The 16,120-nt window shown below is 71.6% G+C and carries 14 protein-coding genes and 1 pseudogene; all 15 read right to left on the bottom strand.

What is annotated here, in order from left to right; translation table 11 throughout:
- Positions 1 to 83: 83 nt before the first annotated feature.
- The 15 genes and pseudogenes from ACF09C_RS00210 to ACF09C_RS00140 all read right to left on the bottom strand — a co-directional run bounded on the left by ACF09C_RS00210 (position 84) and on the right by ACF09C_RS00140 (position 15,925).
- On the bottom strand, positions 84 to 1,079 hold the full coding sequence (locus tag ACF09C_RS00210; protein ID WP_392086910.1) for a Gfo/Idh/MocA family protein: 996 nt from the start codon (positions 1,077 to 1,079) through the stop codon (positions 84 to 86).
- Positions 1,076 to 2,476, bottom strand: a complete 1,401-nt coding sequence (locus ACF09C_RS00205; RefSeq protein WP_392086908.1) for an NDP-hexose 2,3-dehydratase family protein — start codon at positions 2,474 to 2,476, stop codon at positions 1,076 to 1,078. Before ACF09C_RS00205 ends, ACF09C_RS00210 begins: the two co-directional genes overlap by 4 nt.
- 143 nt (positions 2,477 to 2,619) lie before the next feature.
- Entirely contained in the window at positions 2,620 to 3,936 is a 1,317-nt protein-coding gene (rfbH, locus tag ACF09C_RS00200) for a lipopolysaccharide biosynthesis protein RfbH (RefSeq protein ID WP_392086905.1), read from the bottom strand.
- Between the two features lie 55 nt (positions 3,937 to 3,991).
- On the bottom strand, positions 3,992 to 4,975 hold the full coding sequence (gene rfbB, locus ACF09C_RS00195) for a dTDP-glucose 4,6-dehydratase (RefSeq protein WP_392086903.1): 984 nt from the start codon (positions 4,973 to 4,975) through the stop codon (positions 3,992 to 3,994).
- Positions 4,972 to 6,039 carry a glucose-1-phosphate thymidylyltransferase gene (locus ACF09C_RS00190; RefSeq protein WP_392086900.1) on the bottom strand — a complete coding sequence of 356 codons (1,068 nt, stop codon included), beginning with the start codon at positions 6,037 to 6,039 and terminating at the stop codon, positions 4,972 to 4,974. Before ACF09C_RS00190 ends, rfbB begins: the two co-directional genes overlap by 4 nt.
- Before the next feature lie 63 nt (positions 6,040 to 6,102).
- Positions 6,103 to 6,699, bottom strand: coding sequence for a dTDP-4-dehydrorhamnose 3,5-epimerase family protein (locus ACF09C_RS00185; protein ID WP_392086898.1), 597 nt, complete (start codon positions 6,697 to 6,699; stop codon positions 6,103 to 6,105).
- 20 nt (positions 6,700 to 6,719) lie between these two features.
- A complete protein-coding gene (locus tag ACF09C_RS00180; RefSeq protein WP_392086895.1) occupies positions 6,720 to 7,907 on the bottom strand; it encodes a DegT/DnrJ/EryC1/StrS family aminotransferase in 1,188 nt (395 codons plus the stop codon).
- Positions 7,908 to 7,960: 53 nt separating this feature from the next.
- Positions 7,961 to 9,232, bottom strand: a complete 1,272-nt coding sequence (locus ACF09C_RS00175; protein WP_392086892.1) for an activator-dependent family glycosyltransferase — start codon at positions 9,230 to 9,232, stop codon at positions 7,961 to 7,963.
- Positions 9,233 to 9,286: 54 nt separating this feature from the next.
- Positions 9,287 to 10,777, bottom strand: coding sequence for an MFS transporter (locus ACF09C_RS00170; RefSeq protein ID WP_392086890.1), 1,491 nt, complete (start codon positions 10,775 to 10,777; stop codon positions 9,287 to 9,289).
- 8 nt (positions 10,778 to 10,785) lie between these two features.
- Positions 10,786 to 11,544, bottom strand: a pseudogene (locus tag ACF09C_RS00165) (SDR family oxidoreductase); the annotation flags it as partial.
- 104 nt (positions 11,545 to 11,648) lie between these two features.
- Positions 11,649 to 12,065, bottom strand: coding sequence for an ester cyclase (locus tag ACF09C_RS00160; protein WP_392086888.1), 417 nt, complete (start codon positions 12,063 to 12,065; stop codon positions 11,649 to 11,651).
- Positions 12,066 to 12,076: 11 nt separating this feature from the next.
- Positions 12,077 to 12,601, bottom strand: coding sequence for a nuclear transport factor 2 family protein (locus ACF09C_RS00155; protein ID WP_392086885.1), 525 nt, complete (start codon positions 12,599 to 12,601; stop codon positions 12,077 to 12,079).
- Positions 12,602 to 12,681: 80 nt separating this feature from the next.
- Positions 12,682 to 14,187, bottom strand: coding sequence for an FAD-dependent monooxygenase (locus ACF09C_RS00150; protein ID WP_392086882.1), 1,506 nt, complete (start codon positions 14,185 to 14,187; stop codon positions 12,682 to 12,684).
- A gap of 27 nt (positions 14,188 to 14,214) precedes the next feature.
- The gene (locus ACF09C_RS00145; protein WP_392086880.1) at positions 14,215 to 15,207 is read right to left on the bottom strand and encodes an acyltransferase domain-containing protein; all 993 of its coding nucleotides are present in this window, start codon (positions 15,205 to 15,207) and stop codon (positions 14,215 to 14,217) included.
- Positions 15,208 to 15,298: 91 nt separating this feature from the next.
- Positions 15,299 to 15,925: an NAD(P)-dependent oxidoreductase gene (locus ACF09C_RS00140; protein WP_392086878.1), complete on the bottom strand. Its 627-nt coding sequence runs from the start codon at positions 15,923 to 15,925 to the stop codon at positions 15,299 to 15,301.
- Positions 15,926 to 16,120 lie beyond the last annotated feature (195 nt).

The raw sequence follows: 16,120 nt of genomic DNA, 5'->3' as shown, positions 1-16,120 counted from the left end.
TGATCGGGAAGGGCGCGTCCGGGAGGGGGCAGCACGCCCGCTGCCGAGCGATCACGACACCAGGACCTCGAGGGCGGTTGGGGTCAAGTGTCGTGGGACACCCCGGTGGACATTCCGGCAGCGTGTCGTACCTCGTCCAGCAGCCGCGCCTGGCGCAGCGTCAGCGGATCGGCGGGCCGTTGCTCGCGGACGGCGGCGACCCAGGCCCGCAGGGTCGTGGCCACCTGGTCCTCGGCGGGCAGGACGACCTCCTCCACGACCGAGCCCCGCTGGATCCGCACCACGGGCTCGTGGTCGGCCGCCGGGGTGAACGCCCGGTCCAGCCACAGCCGGCCCTCGCTGCCCCACAACTCGTACTCGGACCCGTAGGCGTGTTCCATCCCGAACAGCAGCTGGGCCGTCACACCGTCCGCACGGCGCAGCAGCACCGACCCCGAGGTGTCCACGTTCCGGCCCCGACCCCGGCTGAGGACCGCGCCGGCCACCGACAGTTCGGGGCCCAGCAGATGGAGCGCGGCCCGCAGCGGGTACACGCCCACGTCCCACAGGGCTCCGCCGCCCAGTGCGGGGTCGTAGCGGATGTCCCCGGCGGGCCGCTCGGGCACCGCGAAGACCGCGCGCAGGGCACGGAGCCGGCCGATCGCCCCGCGCTCCACCAGTCGCCGCACGGCCTCGTGCTGGGTGTGGTGGACGAACATCACGTTCTCCATCAGCACCAGCCCCCGGTCCCGAGCCCGCCCGATCAGCTCGGCGGTCTGCCCGCCGCGGATGGTCAGCGGCTTCTCGGCGAGCACGTGCTTGCCCGCGTCGAGCGCCGCCGACACCCAGGTGGCGTGCAGGGCCGCGGGCACCGGCACGTACACGGCGTCCACGTCCTCGCGTGCGAGGAGAGCCGCGTACCCGCTCACCGGCGCGGCCCCGAACGCGCCCGCGAGCGCGCGGGCCCGCTCGATGCTCCGGCTGGCGACCGCGGTCAGCTCGGTTTCCTCCAGCGCCGCCAGGGCCGGCAGCACCCGCCGCCTGGCGATGTCCGCGCAGCCGAGCACGCCGACCCGCAGGGGCCGGCCGGCCGGGATCACGCCGTGTCCTGTCCGGCCGCCCGCAGACAGACCAGCAGGGTCCGGGCCTGGACATTGAGGTAGTGGCCGTGGCCCACCAGCGCGGACAGCTGGTCGGGAGTCACCCACCGGTAGCCCGCCGGCGGATCCGACGGACTCTCGTCGTTCTCGGCGAGGACCACGAGGTACCGGCTCTCCGCGTTCAGGAACCGGCCCCCCTCCTCGGAATGCACGCCCTCGTAGAGGATCCTCGACCGCGGCGCGCCGAGCACCGCATCCAGGTACGGCGGCCACCGGTCCTCCGCCTCAGGGCCGTGGTTGCCCGGCACGCACTGCACGGTCGGGCCCAGTTCCACGGTGTCGAGGAAGCCGCCCTCGACCCGGGCATGAACCAGGACGTGCAGGACCCCTTCGATCCTGCGGGCCAGGAAGGCGGTGACCCCCAGCCCCACCGGCTCGAACAGCGGCTGGGTCCAGCGGCTCACCTCGCGGCTGCCGGCCTCCACCGAGACCCCCACGACCCGGAAGAAAGCCTGCCGTTCGTGCTCGATCGACCACACCGAACGCCGCCACGAAGGCGTCGCGTCGAGGGGAGCGAGCCGGGCCGAGACGTCCCAGCGGCTGCGCTCCCCACTGAACCAGGACAGCACCTCGGCGTCGGAGTGCAGGGCCACCGGCCCGGGCGACGACACCGGCATGCAGGCAAGGACGGTCCGCGCGTCCATGTTGACGATGTTGTCCAGCCGCAGCAGCGCGTGCAGCTCGGCCAGGGTCAGCCAGAGGAAGTCCTCGTGCTCGGCAACCTCGCCCAAGGCCTCCACGATCACGTTCCGGTTGCTCTTGCGGTAGAACCAGGAGCCGTGTTCCGACTGCAGGACGTCGGCGACCACCCGGCTGCGCCCGCTGGGGGTGAAGTACTCCAGGTAGCGCACGTCCGCGCCCCGGTGCACCTTGGTGTAGTTGCTGCGGGTGGCTTGTACCGTGGGGGACAGCTGGAGCAGATTCCGGTTGCCCGGCTCCATCTTCGCCTGCATCAGGAAGTGCAGGACCCCGTCGAACTCCTTGGCGAGGATGCCGAGGATGCCGACCTCGGGCTGCCGGATGATCGGTTGGTGCCATTCCTGCACCACCCGACGGCCGTCTGAGACGGTGACGTGCAGGCCCTCGACACTGAAAAAGCGCCCACTGTCGTGCACGAGGTTCCCTGAGGGCTCGGTGAAGCCCCATCCCTCCAGGGCGTCCAGCGGTATCCGCTCGACGCGGAAGTCGTGGGCGTCCCTGCGGCCTTCCAGCCAGCGGGTGATCCGGTCGAGGTCTGCGGGGGACACCGGTGCGGCGGCGGACCGGGCGATCCGGTCCGCCAGACCGTCGTCCCGTCGCGGGCCGAGCAGGGTGAGGGAATGCAGCTGAGAGGTCATGAAGGCTCCTGGAGTCCCCATCAGGGGCAGGGAGACGGGGAGTACGGGGGAGGGGCGGGCCGGGTGCGGGCCGGGCGCAGCACTCAGACGGCGATCCGGGTATGAGCGCGACGGGCGGGCCGGGTGCGGGCCGGGCGGAGCGCTCAGACGGCGGTCCGGGTATGGGCGGCGACGAACTCCCTCACCGACGCGACCACGTAGTCCAGCATGTCGCCATCCAGCCCCGGGTAGACCCCGATCCAGAACGTGTGCTCGGTGACGATGTCGCTGTTGGTGAGGTCCCCCGACACACGGTGCTCGGTACCGATGTACGCGGGGTGGCGGGTGAGGTTCCCGGCGAACAGCCGCCGGGTGCCGATGCCACGCGACTCCAGGAAGTCCACGAGCGCGGCCCTTGTGTACGGGGCGTCCGGCTGAACGGTGAGAGCGAACCCGAACCAGCTCGGGTCCGAGCCCTTGGTCGCCCGGGGAAGGATCAGGTGCGGGACACCGTCCAGGCCGTCCCGCAGGTGCCGCCAGTTGCGGCGCCGCGCCTCGATGAACTCCTCCAGCCGGGCCAGCTGGGTCAGCCCGAGCGCGGCCTGGAGATCCGTCGCCTTCAGGTTGTAACCCACATGGGAGAAGATGTACTTGTGGTCGTACCCCGCCGGCAGGGTGCCCATCTGGTAGTCGAACCGCTTGAGGCAGCGGTTGTTCTCGCCCGGCTCGCACCAGCAGTCCCGACCCCAGTCCCGCAGGGACTCCACGATCCGGGCGAGCGCCAGGTTCGAGGTCAGGACGCAACCGCCCTCGCCCATGGTGAGATGGTGCGCCGGGTAGAAGCTCACCGTGGACAGATCACCGAAGGTGCCGGTGAGCCGGCCGCGGTAGAGGGAACCGACCGCGTCGCAGTTGTCCTCGATCAGGAACAGGCCCCGCTCCTCCGCGAGCGCGGCGATCTCCTCGACCTCGAACGGGTTGCCGAGCGCGTGGGCGATCATGATGGCCCTGGTCCGGGGACCGATGGCCTCGGCCACCCGCTGCGCCGTCGTGTTGTACGTACCGAGCTCGACGTCCGTGAAGACCGGGACGAGACCGTTCTGCAGGATCGGGTTGACCGTGGTGGGAAACCCCGCGGCGACCGTCACCACCTCGTCGCCCGGCCGCAGCCTGCGGTCCTCCAACAGGTGCGAGGTCAGCGCGGAGACCGCCAGCAGATTGGCCGAGGAACCGGAGTTGACCAGGTGCGCCTTGCGCCGCTTGAGACGGCGGGCGAACGAGGACTCGAACCGGCGGGAACTGGGCCCCGCGGCGATGCGCAGGTCCAGGGCCGCCTCCACCAGCGCCACCCGGTCGTCCTCGTCCAGCACGGCGCCCGAGGGCCAGATCTCCGTGACCCCCGGCTCGAAGGCCCTCTCGGGCACGGACTCCCGGTGGTACTTGCGGACCGCGTCCAAGATCGCGTCCCGGTACTCGCTCATCAGCTGCCCTTCGTCGTAGGGGTGGGGGGTGTCGGCCTGGCGGGAACGGCGAGCGTCATCGACGCCCCTCCGAGCGGTACTTGGACGCCTTCCACCAGCCGGGGTTCTCCCGGTACCAGTCCACGGTCGCGGCCATGCCCTCCTCGAAACCGATCCGCGGGGCGTACCCCAACTGCTCCCGGATCTTCGTGTCGTCCAGGGAGTAGCGGACGTCGTGGCCCTTGCGGTCCGCCACGTACGTGATCGCGCCGGCGTCGGCACCGCACAGCTCGAGCAGCAGGCTGGTGACCTCGAGGTTGGTGCGTTCGTTGCCGCCGCCCACGTTGTAGATGTCGCCCGCGGCGCCGTGGTTGAGGACCAGGTGGATGGCCCGGCAGTGGTCGTCCACGTGCAGCCACTCGCGGACATTGAGACCGTCCCCGTACAGCGGCAGCGCCAGCCCCTCCAACAGGTTGGTGATGAACAGCGGCACCAGCTTCTCGGGGTGCTGGTGGCTGCCGAAGTTGTTGGAGCAACGGGTGATCGACAGGTCCAGTCCGTGGGTCCGCCAATAGGACCGTGCCAGCAGGTCCGACGCGGCCTTGGACGCGGCATAGGGCGAGTTCGGCAGCAGCGGCCAGGTCTCGGTCCACGAGCCTTCCGCGATGGTGCCGTAGACCTCGTCGGTGGAGACGTGGACGACGCGTTCGACACCGGTACGCAGGCAGGCGTCGAGCAGCGTCTGGGTGCCGCCCACATTGGTACGGATGAACTCGTCGCCGGACAGCACCGAACGGTCCACGTGCGACTCCGCGGCGAAGTGCACCACGGCGTCGTGCCCGGGAAGGACGTCGAGCAGCACCTCACGTTCGCACACGTCGCCGTGGACGAACTCCAGCCTGGGGTGGCTCGAGGGGATGTTCTCGCGGTTGCCGGCGTAGGTGAGCGCGTCCAGGGCGGTCACCGACGCGCCCTCCCAGCCCGCGTAGGCGTCGGCCAGCAGATTGCGGACGAAGTGCGAGCCGATGAACCCGGCCGCTCCGGTCACCAGGATCCTCATGCCGCCACCTCCACGCCCGCGTGGTCGCCGATGACGATGCGGTGACCCGCGGCGCTCACCGGCGCCGCGGCCACCGTCGCCGACCGCCCGATCAGCGAATCGGCGATGCCCCGCACCCCGCTCAACCGGGCCCCGTCCAGCACGATGGAGTCGCCCAGACCGGCCTCGGACAGCACGCAGCCGGCCCCGACCGAGGTGTACGCCGAGATCTGGCTGTCCTGGATCACGGTGCCGGCACCGATGACGGCCGGGCCGGTGATCCGGGACCGGACCACGCGGGCACCCGCCTCGATCACCACGTCACCCGACAGCCGGCTGTGCTCGTCCACATGGCCCTCCACACGACCGCGCAGGCCGTCGAGGACCTTGCGGTTGCACTCCAGCACGTCGCCCACCTCCCCGGTGTCCTTCCAGTAGCCGTCGTACTCGACGGCCTTCACCAAGGCCCCGCGGACCAGCAGTTCCTGGATGGCATCGGTGATCTCCAGCTCGCCGCGGGCACTCGGCCCGATCGCCGCGATCGCGTCGTGGATGGCGGGCGTGAAGAAGTACACGCCGATCAGGGCCAGGTCGCTGCGCGGTTCGCGGGGCTTCTCCACGAGCCGCGCCACCGACCCGTCCGAAGCCAGCTCGACGACACCGAACGCCCGCGGATCGGGCACCTTGTGGACGAGGACCTGGGCGTCGGGCCGCTGTGCGCGAAAGCCCGCCGCCGCGTCCTCGATCCCCGGAAGCAGCATGTTGTCCCCCAGGTACATCACGAAATCGTCGTCGCCGAGGAAGTCCCGGGCGACGCGGACGGCGTCCGCCAGGCCGCGCGGCGCGTCCTGCCGCAGCAAGGTGACGTCGAGGCCGAAGCGGGAGCCGTCGCCGACGGCTGCGCCGATGTGCTCGATCCGGTCGCCGGTGATGATTCCGACGTGGCGGACCCCGATGTCCTGGATGTTCTCCAGCACGTACTCCAGGACGGGCTTGTTGGCGATGGGAATGAGTTGCTTGGGCATGGAATGACTGAACGGCCGAAGGCGGGTTCCGGATCCGCCCGACAGTACGAGTGCCTTCATTGGAGGCTTCTCCTCACGGCGATGCCTGCCCCCGGGGGCAGGGATGCGGTGGGGTCACGGGAGTCAGGGACGAACGGGGGCGTGCGGGAGCCTCTGGCTCCAGGCCGGCAGCAGCCCGGCTGCCAGGGCGGCGCGTACGCCGATGGCCCCGGCGTCCTTGTCCGAGATGACTGGTGGTCGGGTGTGACCCCAGGCGATGGCCAGGTCGGGATCCATCGGGTTGATGTCGATCTGTGTTCCGGGAACGAACTCCTCCGACAGCACGTAGCAGATGCAGGTGTCGTCGGTGAGGCTGAGAAAGCCGTGTCCCACCCCGTCGGGGATGTACACGCACCGCCCGTTCACCGGGTCGAGCAGGTTGCTCAGGCTCCGGCCGAAGGTGGGGGAGCCCACCCTCAGGTCGACCACGACGTCCCGCAGCGCCCCGCGGACACAGGTCACGTACTTGACCTGGCCCGGCGGCACGGTCGTGCCGTGGATGCCGCGCAGGGTGTTGGCCCGCGACACCGAGAAGTTGATCTGCCGGGGCGTGAAGGGACGGCCGGTCGCCCGTTCCACCTCCGAGGACCGCATGACCTCGTGGAAGGAGCCTCGGCCGTCCGTGTGGGGGCGGGGCGACAGCACCAGCACGCCGTCGATCGCCGTCTCTTCGATCAGCATGGCCTTACCTGTCCGGGCGATCAGGCCGTGGCCGCCGGCTGCCCGCCGTCCGCCCCGGCACCGTCTGCGGAGTCGGTCAGTTGCTGGAGGACTTTACGCACGGCGGTGGCGACGCTCTCCACGTCCTGGGAGGTCAGGCCGTGGTGCAGCGGGAGCAGCAGCGTCGCCTCGCTCGCCTCGTCGGTGGCGGGAAGCCGCAGGTGGTCGGACCGGTAGACGGGCACCCGGTGCAGCGGCGGATAGCGGAAGGTGGTGTAGATCCCCAGTTCCAGCAGCTCGGCGGCGAGCCGGTCCCTCAGGGCCGGATCCACCTGCACCCAGTAGAAGTAGTACGAGGTCTCGTGGCCCTCGGGCAGCTTCGGCGGCAGCCGCAGCCCCCGCACGTCGGCCAGCAGCCGGTCGTACTGCTCGGCGTGCCGGCGCCGGGTCGCCACGAACTCCGGGAGTCTGCCCAGCTGGACCAGTCCCAGGGCGGCGGTCATGTCGTTGCCGAGGACCCGTTGGCCGTGCTCCCGGACCTGCATCTCCCACCAGCGGTGGGAGACCTTCGCGGCGCCGAACGAGCTGGGGCGCTCCAGGCCGTGGTAGGCCAGCCGCCGGGCCTGCGCGGCCAGTTCCGGATCCCTGACGTACAGCATCCCGCCGTCCCCGGTGACCAGGACCTTCATCGAGTCGAAGCTCCATACGGCGAGATCGCCGAAGGTGCCGCAGGCCTGGCCGTCCGCCCGGGAAGCCACCGCGCAGGCGGCGTCCTCGATCAGCAGGGCACCACGCTCCCGGCACAGGTCGGCGATCTCCCGGGCCTGCCCGGGGTACCCGCCGTAGTGGAGGATCACCACGGCCCTGGTACGGGGGGTCCATGCCTGGCGGATGTCGTCGACGGACGGGTTCAGCGTCCGCGGGTCGACGTCGCAGAACACCGGCCGGGCACCGGTGGAGGCGATCGCGTTGGCGGCGGAGACGAACGAGGCCGACGGCAGGACGACGTCGTCGCCCGGTCCCAGACCGGCCAGCTGCGTGCTCAGGAACAGTCCGGCGGTCGCCGAGTTGATGAACAGCAGTTGTTCGGGCCGCACCCCGAGGTGACCGGCGAAGGCCTCCTCGAACGCCTTGGTCCGCGGCCCGTGCCCCAGCCAGTTGCCGGCGAAGACGTCCCGGAGCGCGGCCAGTTCCTCCTCGCCGAGGGTGGGCTGGAAAACGTTGATCATGTGAGGCTCCAAAGGAGACGCGCGCGGACGCGGTGCCGGCGCTGGGGGAGTGGTCAGGCGGACCGGTACTGGGCGGTGAGGCGTTCCAGCACGGGCACGACCTCCGCCGGAGAGGGGGAAGCCTGCAGGTCGCCGTTGAGGACCGCGGCGCCGGTCCGGAAGGACGGCTCGTCGAGGATCCGCTGGAGGTGCTTGCGCATCGACGCGATGGAGAAGTCCTCGGGCCGCATCGCGATCCCCGCCCCCCGGTGCTCGATCTGCGCCGAGGTCGCCAGCGCGTCCCCGCCCTCCTCCATGGCGATCAGCTGCGGCACGCCGTGCGAGGCCGCGGCCATGAACGTGCCGTAGCCGCCGTGGTGGATGATCGCCGAACAGGTGCGCAGCAGCAGGTTGAGGGGCACGTAGTCGACCACGCGCACGTTGTCGGGTACCCGTCCCAGCGCAGCCGCCTGGGCCGGGTCCAGTGTCGCGACCAGCTCGATGTCCATCTCGCCCGCCATGCCGACGATCTCCGACAGCGGCACGTCGATGTTCTTGAACAGCCGGTGGGTGGTCAGACCCAGCGACAGGGCGACGCGGTGACGCGCCGGCGGCTCCTCCAGCCAGGCGGGCAGCTCGGCCCCGCCGTTGTAGGGGATCCAGCGCATGGGGACGTAGGTGGGGTCGGCGGGCAGGTGCATGGGGGCCGGCAGCGGGTCGATGGTCCACTGACCGAGCAGCATCTCCTCGTCGAACGTCAGCCCGAACCGCTGGAGCATCGGGGTCATCGCGGTGACCAGCGGGTCCTGTCCGAGTCCGGCACTGCCGTCGGCGAGCCTGGCCACCAGCTTGGACCGAAGCCAGGCGAAGTAGTCCTGTCCCCACAGCAGCCGGGCCGAGGCCGCCCCGCTCAGCCGGGCCGCGATCGGAGCCGGCAGACAGGCCGGGTCCCAGATCACCAGGTCGGGCTTCCAGGAGCGTGCGAAGTCCACCAGGCGGTCGGCCATCGCCTGCAGGCCCGCGTTGAGCGGATCGCCGGCGTAGTACCGGCCGAAGGCCGACAGCACGTAGTGCCGTACGGCACCCCACAGCATGCCTTCCCTCTCGTCGAGGCCCAGGGCCTCGGTGATGGCCCCGATCCGCTCCTGTGTGATCTGCTCCGCGGACACGAAGTCGGGCTCCTCACCCGTGGAGACGGCCGTCAGGCCGGCCCGGGTGATGTACTCGCCCATGCTCGCGTTGCTGGCGATCCGGACCTCGTGCCCCGCGTTCTGCAGGGCCCAGGCCAGCGGGATGCTGGGGTAGAGGTGGGAGGACAGCGGCATGACCGCGATGAGGACCCGCATGGGTTGGTTCTCCGTTTCGAGTGATCGGCCGGGGATCCGGCGTGAGGTCGGGCGTCAGCGGGTCGGGACGTTCCTGCGCGCGGACGTGCCCCGCGCAAGCCGGCGGGGCCGTGCGGCCCGGGGGGCGAGAGCGGCCGCCACACCCACCGCGCCGATCAGCGCCACCACCGCCAGCGCCGGCCGCTGGGCGGCCACCACCGCGGCGGCCGAGGCCGCCCCACGGGGGCGGAAGGCGGCCAGCAGCGCGGCCACGGCCGACAGGGACAGCACCGCCCCGGTCTGGACGGCGGCCTGGTACAGCCCGCCGGCGGCACCCCGGTGCGCGGTGGGCAGGCCGTCCATCGCCTGCGCGTTCAAGGCCCCGAAGGCCAGGACGAACCCGGCCGCGACCAGGAGCAGTACGGGTAGCGTGCCGGCGAGGTACCCCGTCGAGGCGTCCGTCCACAGCACCAGCAGGTAGCCGGCCAGCGGTGCGGGTGTGCCCACGGCGATCAGCCGGGCCGTGCCGAACCGGGCGATCAGCCGGCCCGAGAACAGGGCGGTGACCGCAAGGGGGGCACTGGCCGGAGCCAGGGCGAGCGCCGCCTGCAGGGGCGACAGGTGCTGCACCGTCTGCAGGCGCAGGGTGAGGACGAGCAACAGCCCCAGGTACGAGCCGTTGAGCGCGGCCGCGGACAGAGCCGCCCGGCGCAGCGGCCGGTGACCGGACACCGCCGGCACGACAATCGGTTCGGCCGCCCGGGAGTCCCGACGCCGCAAGACCGCCAGCAGGACGAAGCCCGCGGCAACGCCGAGCAGGCCCACGACGGCACGCTCCCGCCCGTACGACAGCGAGACGATGCCGTAGGAGAACGCCGACAGCGCGCCACAGCAGGCCAGCGCGGCCCCGACGCCCAGCCGGCGCCGTCCGCCCGGCACGGGAGGCGAGGCGCCGGTGGGCCCGTCGTCCGGGGGGATCAGCCGCAGCCCGAACACGAACAGCACCAGTACGGCCGCGGCCGGGAGCAGGAACACAAGGCGCCAACTGATCTCGGTGGCCGCGCCCCCCACGAGGAGCCCGCCGGTGAAGCCGCAGGCCCCGAACAGGGTGTACAGGGAAAAGGCCCTGTTGCGGGCGGCGCCCTCCGGGAACGCGCCCGCGATGATGGCCAGTCCCGTCGGCGCCGTCAGGGCGGCACAGAAGCCCTTCACGAACCGGGTGGCCATCAGCAGCTCGGGCGAGTCGGTCAGTCCGCCGGCCACCGAGGCGAGGAGGAAGACCACCAGCGCCCACAGGTAGACCCGGCGCCGCCCCAGCACGGCCACCATCCGCAGGCCGAACAGCATCAGCCCGCCGAACCCGAGGGCGAACGCCGTCATCAGGCCGTGGGCGGAGGTGATCGGGAGAGCGAAGTGCTCTGCGACGGCCGGGAGGGCCACCACGGCGGTGGAGACCTCGAGCGCGTCGATGAGCATGTTCCCCGCAAGCACGCACAGCAGTGCCCACAGCCGCGCGGAGCCGGTGCCCGGGGCGGCGTTCGCGGCCCCGGGAGTCCTTGGTCCCATCGGGCCGATCAGCCGAGGAGGGTGCCGCCGGAGGCGTCCACGAAGGAGCCGGTGACCCACCGCGCGTCGTCGGAGGCGAGGAACGCCACGACGTCGGCGACGTCGGCCGGCTCGCCGACCCGGTTGAAGGTGGACAGCGCGGACAGCTGCTCGAGGGCCTCGGGGATGTCGAACAGCGGGTTGGAGTTGCGCGTGATGCCGGGGGCCACGCTGTTGATGGTGATGCGGCGCGGGCCCAGGTGCTTGGCGAAGTGCAGAGCGAGCATTTCGACCGCGCCCTTGGTCATGGCGTACGCGGTCTCCTGCGGGTTGGCGAACCGGGTGAGACCGGAGGAGATGTTCACGATGCGGCCGCCGTCGGGGATGATCTCCAGCGCCCGCTGGATGAGGAAGAACGGCGCCTTGGCGTTCACGGCGAAGAGGCGGTCGAACTGGTCGGGGGTGACGGCCTCCGGCTCGACACCGCCCATGATGCCGGCGTTGTTGACGAGGATGTCGAGGCGTGTCCCGCCCGCGTGCTCGTCCAGCCCGGCGGTGAGCGCCTCGAACAGCACGTCGATGTCACCGGCCACACCGAGTTCGGCCTGGACGGCGAACGCGCGGCCGCCGTCGGCCTCGATGCCCTTGACCACCTGCTCCGCGCCCTCGCGGTTGGCGGTGTAGTGGACGGCGACGAGAGCGCCGTCGTGGGCCAGCCGCTCGGCGATGCCACGGCCGATGCCGCGGCTGGAGCCGGTGACGAGTGCGGTCTTGCCGGTAAGACGTCCGGACATGGGGACTCCTTCAGGGAAACGGACTGCGAAAGGTGACAGGGGGTCAGCCGGCGTACGGGTGAAGCCGGGAGGGCTCGCGCGGCGGCGGGCCCTTTGGATCAGCGGGCCTTGAGGACGCGCAGCAGGGCGAAGTTGTCGACGATGCCCCACCGTTCGGCGAGCTTGCCGCCCTCGAACCGGAAGAAGATCATCGCGTGGTGTTCGACCGTGCGGTGGGTGGCCGGGACGCCGAGGAACTCGCCGGTGTGGACCCCGTGCATCACCCAGCGGATGGCGACCCGGTCTCCCTCGGAGAGCGTGTCGAGGATCTCGTAACGGATGTCGGAGAAGGCGCCCCGCTGCCGGCGGATGGTCGTCTTGAACGCCTCGGGCCCCCTCAGCGAGTCGTCCATGCTGCCGTGGTTGACGAAGTCCGGGGTCATCAGCTCGTCGGCCACGTCGAGGTCGCCCTTGTTGAGCCCCTCCATGAAGAGGCGGTGCACGACGTTCTTCTGGTGTTCCTGCGCGTTGGTCATGGCGGTCTCCCTCAACGGTTCTCAGGGGTGGGCGGCACGACGGCCGAGGCCGGCACGCCGGTGGCCGGGCTGCCGGAGGTCCAGATGATCTGCAGGGACATGCGGGCGAACCGCCAGCCCTGCGGGGTGCGGATCGCCTCGGCCTCGAACCGGCCGCCGATCCGGAACGGTTCCAGTCCGGCCCGCGCCGGGTCGTCCCCTGGGTGGACGTGCACGGCCAGCAGGTTCCAGTCGAGTTCCGCCCGGTCGCCTTGCACCGTGATGCGGTGACCGGCCGTCAGGTGCTGGGTCCGCTGCCAGCGGTCCATGATCTCGCGGGTGAACGACAGCAGCCCGGCGTGCCCGCGATGGCTGCCGACCGGGTAGTGGAGGTCGACGTCCTCGGTGAACAGCGATTGCGCCCACGCCTCGTCGAAGCTGCCGACGTCCAGGCCGGTCGCGTACGTGTCGATCAGCGCCGACAGCTCCGCACGGTCGACGAGCGCACCGACACGTGCCTCCGCCGACTTCACGGCGTCGGTTGCGATGGGGTTCATCATCTTGGCTCCTGGGTTCGTTCCGCCGGATCGGGAAGATGCGGCGCTCGCCGCACCTGTGGGCGCCGCCGTCCAGGCGGTCAGGCGGTGGCGGGGGCGCCGAACCAGCGTGTGAGCGCCTCGGCCAGACCGGCCGATCCGCGGCCGGCCCACGCCACGTGTCCGTCGGGGCGCACCAGCACCGCCCCGACGCCGCCGAGCGGGTGGCCCTCGAAGAGCCCGTCCGGCTTTCCGGTGCACACCGTCAGGCGATCGGCGTACCCGCTGACCGCCTCGCGCGGCGCGGCGTCGTCGGCGTAGTCCAGAAGCAGCCCCTTGCCGGTGTGCAGCAGCTCGAAGGCGCTGGTGGTGCCGTGCACCCCCACCAGCCGGTGGTCGGGCAGCCGCAGCCCGGTGACGGGGTCCGCCGTCTCGCCGCCGACGTCGTAGCGGATCTCCAGCCCGCTGACCATGCCGACCAGGTGTGCGGCCACCTCCCGGTAGCGCATCAGCTCGGTGATGACGTCCCGCAGGGGCTGCATCTCGCTGCCGCTGAGGAAGAGCAGGCCCTGGGCCCGGGTGTTCATCAGCAGCCGCACCCCCACCGGATGCCGCTCGTCGTGGTACGAGTCGAGCAGACCGGGCGGCGCCCATCCGCGCACCTCGGCCGCCAGCTTCCAGCCCAGGTTGGCCGCGTCCTGGATGCTGGTGTTCATGCCCTGGCCGCCGGCCGGCAGGTGAATGTGCGCGGCGTCGCCGGCCAGCAGCACCCGGCCGCGCCGGTACTCGGTCACCTGCCGGGTCGCGTCCCCGAAGGCGCTGACCCACACGGGCTCGGCGTCCTGGATGTCCTCGCCGACCAGCCGTTGCCACGCCGCCGCCACCTCGGCCCAGGCGGGCGCCTCGGTGCGCCGCTTGGGAGGGGTACCGCGCTCGCACACGATGATCCGGGTGATGCCCTCACCGATGTCACCGGACATGACCATGCCGTTGGCCACCGTCTCACCGATCATGCGGGGGCGCAGGGTCACGCCCCGGACATCGGCCAGGAACATCTCCATGGTGGAGGCGGTGCCGGGGAAGTCGAAGTCGGCGAGCTTGCGGACCGAGCTGCGGCCGCCGTCACAACCGACCAGGTACCGGGAGCTCAGGACCCGCTCCCCGCCGTCGGCGGTGTCGCGCACCGTGACGTCGACCCGGTCCTCGGACTGCACCAGCCCGGTGACCTCCCAGCCGCGGAGGACCTTCACGCCCAGGTCGTCCGCCCAGCCTGCGAGCATCGCCTCGGTGCGGGCCTGCGGCACGTTCTTGGCTCCGTAGTGCGCACCCTCGACGACACCGAAGTCGAGGGGCAGACCGCCGAAATGGCCATGGGAGCTGGTCTCGATCTCCCCGAACCGTGACAACAGGCCCCGCTGGTCGAAGACCTCCATGGTGCGGGCGGTAAACCCCAGACCCCGGGACTGGCCCGTGGGCTCGGGGAGCTTCTCGACGATCGTGACGTCGACGCCGGCCAGCCGCAGCTCGCCGGCGAGCGTCAGTCCCGCCGGCCCCGCTCCGACGACGATGACCTCCGCGTCGAGACCGGGCTCGGGCTTGGGCTCCATCCGTTTCTCCTTATCGCTTCAGGGTGGTCAGACAGCGGTGACGGGCCGAGTGGCACGCAGTTGTTCAAGGCGCTCCAGACCGGCTTGAAAGCCCTTGCCGGGGCCCTTGCGCGCCGGCAGCAGCGAGAGCACCTCGCTGCGCCCGTCCCGGAGGGCCGGATGGCTGCGGGCCGCCGCGCCCAGCACGTTGCCCGGGCCGACCTCGACCAGCAGGTGCGCACCGTCGTCCAGCAAGGCCGACAGCGCGGGCCAGAACAGCACCGGCTGGGCCATCTGCCGCGCCCAGAAGGCCGGATCGGCGATCTCCCCGGGCGTGGGCGGGCGGCCGACGGCCGAGGAGTGGAGGGCGATCCGCGGCGGCATCCGGGTCTCCCGGGCCACCGCCTCCTCGAAGCGGTCGGCCGCGGGGCCCATCACCGGCGAGTGCCACGGTTCGGAGGCCCGCGCCCGGCGGGCGGCCAGACCGGCGGCGCGCAGCGCCCGTTCGGCGGCCCGCAGTTCGTCCTCCGGGCCGGCGAGCACGGTCTGCCGGGGAGCGTTGATGGCGCCGACGACCAGCCCGGCCCGCTCCCACTCGGGTGCGAGGTGCGCGCGGGTCTCCTCGACCGTCCCCGCCACGCCGAGCAGCCCGCCGGGCGGGGCGAGGTCGAGCGAGGCCGACCGGGCGGCCAGGAACCGTGCCGCGGCCGGCAGGTCGTATACACCGGCCAGCGTCGCGGCGGCCAACTCGCCGACGCTGTGACCGATCAGGGCTGCCGGCCGGACGCCTCGAGCCATCAGGGAGCGGGCCACGGCGTAGCCGAGGGCGAACAGGAGCGGTTGGGCGCGCGCCCCGTCGTCGAAGTGGTCGGCGGCCGAGTTCATCCAGTCCTCGCGCAGGCTCGCGCCCGCGTCGCCCTGGAGCTCGAAGAACGTGTCCATGGTCTCGGTGAACACCGACTCCGCGCCGTACAGCTCGCACCCCATGCCGGGGAACTGCGAGCCCTGGCCGGGCAGGAGGAACACAACCTGTCGTGACATGACCGGGCCTCGGCTCCTGTATGAGAACGCCGGCCTCACGGGCGGTGTGCCCGTGAGGCCGGCGGAGGGTCAGTGATGATGCGAGGGCGCGTCAGTAGGCGACGCCGACGACCTGCCGGGCCGCCCGCTCGTTGTCCGCGAGGGTCAGCAGCGCGTGCGCGAGGTCGGCACGGGAGATGCTCATGCCGCGCGGTGCGGAACCGCCGAACACCGTCCGGTAGGTGCCGGTGAGGGGCTCGTCGATCAGCTGTGGCGGGCGGACCACCGTCCAGGCGACGGGGCTCTCCTCGCGGATGCGCCCCTCCATGTCCGTCAGGTCCGCGTAGAGCGCCTTGAGGTCGTTCTGGATGGGGAGGTAGAACTCCTCCTCACCGGCCGGCGGAACCACGGGGGACGCGCTGATCGCCAGGAAGCGGCGTACGGGGGCCGGGCCGATCGATGCGAGGACGGCCGCGGTGGCGGGAGCGACCACGCCCGCCTCCTCGTTGCTGCGCACCCCGAGCGCGGAGATCACCAGGTCGGCGTCGCGGACAGCGGGCCGCAGGGCCTGGGGATCGGTGAGCTCCGCGGTGAACACCGTGAGCGCCGGGTGGGCCTCGACGGACGCGATGCGCGCAGGGTCGCGGACCACGGCGGTCACCTGGTAACCGGCCGCCAGCCCCTGTCGCACCAGCTCGTGTCCGGTGCCGCCGGAGGCTCCGAAGACAGTCAGCCGCATGGGGGTACTCCTTGTGTGGTTCGTACGAGTGCGATGGCGTGCAGTGGGCGACGCGGAGCGGCAGGAAGGTGACCGCCGGAAACGAAAAAGCAAGGCCCCGCCGGGAAGCGCCCGCGGTAGGCCTTGCTCGATGCGTCGGGAACGTGCGCCTCGGTCGGCGGGCACACTGCACTGACGATGAGGAGATCGTCTTGG

The sequence above is a fragment of the Streptomyces sp. NPDC014870 genome, from assembly GCF_043081505.1.
Lineage (GTDB): Bacteria > Actinomycetota > Actinomycetes > Streptomycetales > Streptomycetaceae > Streptomyces.
The sequence above is the reverse complement of the archived record's forward strand: the minus strand, read 5'-3'. Positions and strand labels throughout refer to the sequence as shown.